Here is a 5,457-nt window from a genome sequence, read left to right as displayed (position 1 = left end):
AAAGTATGCCAAAGAGCTTTTGGCCTGCTTTTTTTTATGCTAATATATTAGTAAGTGATAACATAAGAGTATGAGCATGGGAAGTGATCATAATATGGCTACTTGGCTTACGCATTTGAGGGTTGCAGAAAAGATCAAAGAAAGAATCAGAGATATAGATTTGGACTATTTTATGGCCGGGAGCATAGCACCGGATTCAGGGAAAAAGGAAATAACCCATTTTTGCAAAGGGACTAGTGACGAGGACAGATATATTGACTTAAATAGCTTCTACAACAAATACCTCCGACCGGAAGAGCTTTTCACCAGATCAGATAAGACCAGGTCATTTTACTGGGGTTACTATTTTCACCTGATTGGGGACAGCCTATGGAACGAGAGGTATTTAAGACCTATGACAAAAGAGTGCAAAGACGGTAATAGCATTATACATATATTCAGGGAAGAGATGTATGCTTTGGATTTTGAATACCTGGAGAAAAATTCGGAGAACAATATATTATCTGAATTTCAATCTATGGAAATAAAGCTTGAATTCTTTAATGGATTTTCGCCTCATCAGATATATGAGAATATCAAAAAAATCAATGATTATTATAGGAAGGAAAACCATAAGCTGAATAGAGAATTTAAATTCCTTGATGCAGAGGCTATAGAGAGATTTATTGATATAACCGTTGAAAAAGCTATTGCTGCTTTTTACGAATAAATTTAAGGAGAGCATGAATGGTTGATACGAAATTAAAAGGATATTTTTACCTTGGTATAACAATACTGATCTTTAGCACATTGGAGGTCGTGTCATCAAGCCTCAAAGGCTTGATTCACCCGACCCAGCTCATATTTATAAGATTTTTAATAGGTGGATTAGCGCTTTTACCTTGGGTTATAGTTAAAAAAGAAAAGATATCGATAAAGGACTGGATGTTTTTCGCAGGCTTAGGCATATTAAATACTGTGATAAGCATGGGAAGCTTGCAGCTGGCCATATCTATGGGAAAAGCTTCTACTGCTGCAATACTTATAAGCTCCAATCCTATTTTTGTTGTAATGTTTTCCTATTTGCTGCTTAAAGAAAAAATAACGAAAAACAGCATAATTTGCATGATTCTTGGAATTATAGGCATTACCTTAATAATATATAAAGGAGGTTCCGGCGGAGATACAGCCATGAGCTTATTTCTGGGAATAGTTGCTTCACTTACCTTTGGGTTATATTCCGTACTGGGAAAAATGAAAGCGGATAATATAAGCAGTATCACCATGATAAGCCTATCGGCTATAATCGGAGCCATATGCACAATACCGCTGCTGCTGTATATGGACCTTCCAGTTCTTTATTTTCCGAAACAGGGATTTTTTAGAATAATGTACTTAGGATTAATTTTATCAGGTTTTGCATATATTACTTTTATTGAGGCGCTTAAAATACTCAGTGCAAGTAAGGGCTCAATGGTATTCTTTCTTAAGCCTGCAGTAGCCACCGTGTTGGCGGTGATTTTTCTTGGAGAAAAGATAAGCGCCAAGACAATACTGGGTATGGCATTTGTTGCTGCAGGTATATTGATAAATTTTTATAAAAAGCCTTCCGCTGATGCATCTAAGAGTTAATAGGGTTTAAGCTGGAGGCTCAACAGGAGTTGAAAGCAAGCTTGGCGCAGAAAGATATAACTGAGGATTTAAAACAAAACAATTTAGACCTGAAAGAATATGTTGATAATTATTTTGAACGGGATATCCCTTTGGTATTTGGCGATGGACCTGCCGGCGCAAAGATTGTACTGGCAGGAGAGGCACCGGGTAGGAATGAAGTAGAAAAAGGAAAGCCTTTTGTCGGCCAGGCAGGTAAGAACCTGGAAGAGTTTATGGATATTCTGGAATTGAAAAGGGAAGACATTTATATAACAAATGTGGTTAAATTTAGACCTTACAGGATAAATGAAAAGACCGGAAGAACCTCTAACCGTCCTCCTACGAGGGAAGAGATCAAGATATGCCGGCCTTTTCTTAGAAAAGAGCTGGAATTGTTACGCCCAAAGCTGATCGTGAGTCTTGGGAATGTTCCTTTGAAGTGCTTGACTATGGATGAGTCAGCGACAATAGGAGAATATCATGGTAAGCCTATTGGCATTAACTTTACTGAAAATCCAACTGTGCTGTTTCCTCTCTATCATCCTGCCAGTATAATATACAGGGCTGAATTGAAATCTACATACATAGAGGATTTGTATAAATTAAAGGAATTTATAGCAAAGAATAATGAGAAGATTCATAAGCAATAGCACCCATGTATAGCCTCGTATAGTATATAAGCATGCTCAGTGCTCTATTAGAGCACTGTTTTCATTATTTATTACAGTTTGGTTTCAAAATTTCTAAATAATTGTATTATTTACCTTGTAACTATATAATGATTGGTAAGATAAAATAATTGCAGGAGGCTAAGTATAATGAAAGTTTTTGATAGCATAAAGAGAAAAGCCCTTCTTTCTCTTACTTTGACCTTCGGGATTCTTTTTGCCGCAGCAACGGCTCTGATATATTATCTGGAAATGCCGTTGGCTTACGGATTTTATGTTTCCTTAACTGTAGCGGGACTTCAGTATTTATTAGGCCCTTTCATTATAGAGATGCTGTTTGAAATCAGCTTTGAAAGAGATATAAAAGATACAGATCCTCGGTTATATGAGTTCTTAGAGAGAACATGCTCTGAATTGGGGATGCCTATGCCTAAAATCGGCATTATTGATGATGGCAATCCAAATGCTTTTACTTATGGGCATATTCCGAGAAATGCAAGGATTGTAGTCACTACAGGCCTTATAGACTTGCTGACTGAGGAAGAATTGGAAGCCGTAGCAGCTCATGAACTAGGACATATAAAGAATTATGACTTTATTCTCATGACTATAGTGTCCGTAATACCCATGCTTCTTTATCAAATATATGCTTTTACTAACAGAGATAAAGGAAAGCCCACATATTTGATAGGATTGATGGCTTATGGGGCTTATATAATAAGCCAATATGCAGTGCTTTTTTTCTCAAGGGTAAGGGAATATTATGCCGATAATTTTTCCGTGAGGACTGTAAACTCTGATGATGCATTGGGCAGTGCTTTGGTAAAGATCGCCTATGGCTTTGTAAAGGTGGAGAATAAAAAGCCGGCGAAGGCAAACGCATTAGGGGTTGTTAATAATCTGCAAAGCCAGAGCTTTGTTCTTAACAATTATAAAGCTGCAGAGTGCGGTAAAGTCATAGAAAAGCTTATAAATTGGGATATAAAGAGTATCTGGGGAAGGCTTTATGAACTAAGCTCCACCCATCCTCTTACTGCAAAAAGAATTATGGCGATGAAGGGCAAAAATATTGAGAATCGCGGAATAAGCTTTAAACAGGTTTCAAGCTTTGCTGCTCAGGTTTTTTTAAATTATTTGCCTCATGCTGCTGCTGTAATCTTATCTATATCCAGCATCAGGGAAAACTTTGCATGGCGTATGCCTTTAGCCGGCATAGCCCGGGGCTTGTATGAAAGCTTTATTGCCAATCCCGTCAACATGGCTGTATTCGGCGCAGCATTGTTAATAAGATATTACTATATATACGGTAACAAGCATCAAGCAAATTCAATAGAAGAACTTCTGATGAGAGAAGATGCTTCTCCCATAAAAGGTATTCCTGCTGTATTAGAAGGTACAATAGTAGGCAGAGGCATACCCGGACTTTTTTACAGTGAAGACTTGATTATTGATGACGGCAGCGGAATAATGTTATTGGATTACAAGCAGCCTTTGAGGTTTCTGGAGTTTTTATTCGGAACATTCTTAGTTGAGGAGCTCATTGAGAGAAAGGTTAAAGTGGTCGGTTGGTACAGGAGAGCAAACAGACCATATTTCCTTTGCAAAAACATTGTGATGAGGGATAAAAAGGTTGTCTGCTATCCATATCTTATAAATAAAATTGCTGGCTATGCATTTCTGGCAGCCGGACTTATAACTTATATTTTTAGAATGATTTAATCCGAATAGTTTTTGCCAAGACGTTGCAGATACAGCTTTGATAGTTGCACGAGGAATCCAAGGGCTGATAAGAATGGACTGCAAGGACCAAAAAAAGTAAGGGTTAAATATGATGAAATTCTCAAATATTAATTATAGCAATATTTAAAGGTGAAGATCATGAAAAAGAGCTTTGAGTTATGCAGGATTATGTCATTTATACTTGTTTTTATATTTTCTTTGTCCTTTTCTTTACAAGCATCTCCGTATGATTCAATGGAGATAATCATTAATGATAGATTTATTAAAAACAGTCCTAAGACAGTATTAATAAATGACGTTGTTTATATACCCTTGTCACAGTTACAGGATAACCTGGGAATTAAAGTTTATTTCCAGGAGGATGATGGAAGTTATCATATCTATTGGTGGAGTAATTTCCTGTATATAAACAAGGAAAAGAATATCATAATGGTCAACAATGAATACAAAAGCCATGAGCATGCTGTAGAAATAATAAATGATGTATTATATATACCTGAAGATATGCTTGTTGAGATTTTGGGATTTAGAATTGAAAAAATCGATTCAGTTAAAGGTTTTAGAATAATAACAAATGATAAAGTGATGACTGCTGAAGAATTGCTTAAAATGAGAGAGGAAGAAAAAAAGGCAAAGCCTGCGATAGGAAAATATAATGGACCAAAAGTGGCATATATTACTTTTGATGATGGAATCGTTAGGGGTAACTCAGAAAAGATATTGGACATTTTGAAGGAAAAGAATGTGAAGGCGACTTTTTTTGTTTTAGGAAATACTATCAGCAGGAATCAGGATATATTAAAGAGGATGGCAGAAGAAGGACATTCTATAGGAAATCACAGCTATAGTCATAGGAAGGAAATAATATATAAGAGCAGTGACAGCCTAAAAAATGAAATCGATAAAACATCTGATTTGATTTTAGAAACTATAGGTAAAGCTATGTATTTGTTCAGGCCGCCTTATGGGAGCAAGATAATAAAAGGGCAGAACTATCAAAAGGCGCTTGAGGATTATAAGATTATACTGTGGAATGTTGACAGCAATGATAGCAGAGTAAAGGATATCAAGGCTGAACAGATATATAAGAATGTAGTGGCCCAAGTTCAAAACAAAAGGTCGGCAATAATCCTGATGCATGAAACAAAGGCCGAAAGCGTCAAGGCTCTTCCTATGATAATTGATTATTTAATAAAAAGCGGATTCGAAATAAAAGCTATAGAAGAAGATGAAGTAATAAGCTATAAATAAAAAATGGAATTAAATTTTTCATAAATCAGGTTGACATAATATCGCAAACCTGATAATATATAATTCCTGAGTTGATGCTGAACAAGTTTTGGGAACAAAAATTAAAAAGCATATTGACAAGGGAAAGAGAATGTAATAAAATAAAGAACGTTGGCGCGATAAGCCA

5 protein-coding genes are annotated in these 5,457 nt (G+C 36.1%); all 5 read left to right on the top strand.

The genetic code is table 11. The annotated features are described in order from the left end of the window. Positions 1-76 precede the first annotated feature (76 nt). The 5 genes from LJD61_RS20200 (at position 77) to LJD61_RS20180 (ending at position 5,291) form a co-directional block, all read left to right on the top strand. Positions 77-709, top strand: a complete 633-nt coding sequence (locus LJD61_RS20200; RefSeq protein WP_255229412.1) for a zinc dependent phospholipase C family protein — start codon at positions 77-79, stop codon at positions 707-709. A 17-nt stretch (positions 710-726) separates the two neighbouring features. Further along, entirely contained in the window at positions 727-1,611 is an 885-nt protein-coding gene (locus LJD61_RS20195) for a DMT family transporter (RefSeq protein ID WP_255229411.1), read from the top strand. Between the two features lie 29 nt (positions 1,612-1,640). Then, positions 1,641-2,282 (top strand): uracil-DNA glycosylase, encoded by a 642-nt coding sequence (locus LJD61_RS20190; protein ID WP_255229410.1) that lies wholly within the window; start codon positions 1,641-1,643, stop codon positions 2,280-2,282. Between the two features lie 168 nt (positions 2,283-2,450). Further along, a complete protein-coding gene (locus LJD61_RS20185; RefSeq protein ID WP_255229409.1) occupies positions 2,451-4,019 on the top strand; it encodes a zinc metalloprotease HtpX in 1,569 nt (522 codons plus the stop codon). A gap of 159 nt (positions 4,020-4,178) precedes the next feature. Then, positions 4,179-5,291, top strand: a complete 1,113-nt coding sequence (locus tag LJD61_RS20180) for a polysaccharide deacetylase (RefSeq protein WP_255229408.1) — start codon at positions 4,179-4,181, stop codon at positions 5,289-5,291. Positions 5,292-5,457 lie beyond the last annotated feature (166 nt).

Origin of the sequence: Lutispora saccharofermentans, assembly GCF_024363565.1 — a bacterium.
Classification (GTDB): domain Bacteria; phylum Bacillota; class Clostridia; order Lutisporales; family Lutisporaceae; genus Lutispora; species Lutispora saccharofermentans.
Note: the sequence above shows the minus strand (reverse complement) of the source record. Positions and strands in the feature narration are given on the sequence as shown.

What these genes read in the sequence shown, in the direction of transcription:
- LJD61_RS20200 (WP_255229412.1), top strand. Translation starts at nt 77, where the DNA reads ATGGGAAGTGATCATAATATGGCTACTTGGCTTACGCATTTGAGGGTT.
- LJD61_RS20195 (WP_255229411.1), top strand. Translation starts at nt 727, where the DNA reads ATGGTTGATACGAAATTAAAAGGATATTTTTACCTTGGTATAACAATA.
- LJD61_RS20185 (WP_255229409.1), top strand. Translation starts at nt 2,451, where the DNA reads ATGAAAGTTTTTGATAGCATAAAGAGAAAAGCCCTTCTTTCTCTTACT.
- LJD61_RS20180 (WP_255229408.1), top strand. Translation starts at nt 4,179, where the DNA reads ATGAAAAAGAGCTTTGAGTTATGCAGGATTATGTCATTTATACTTGTT.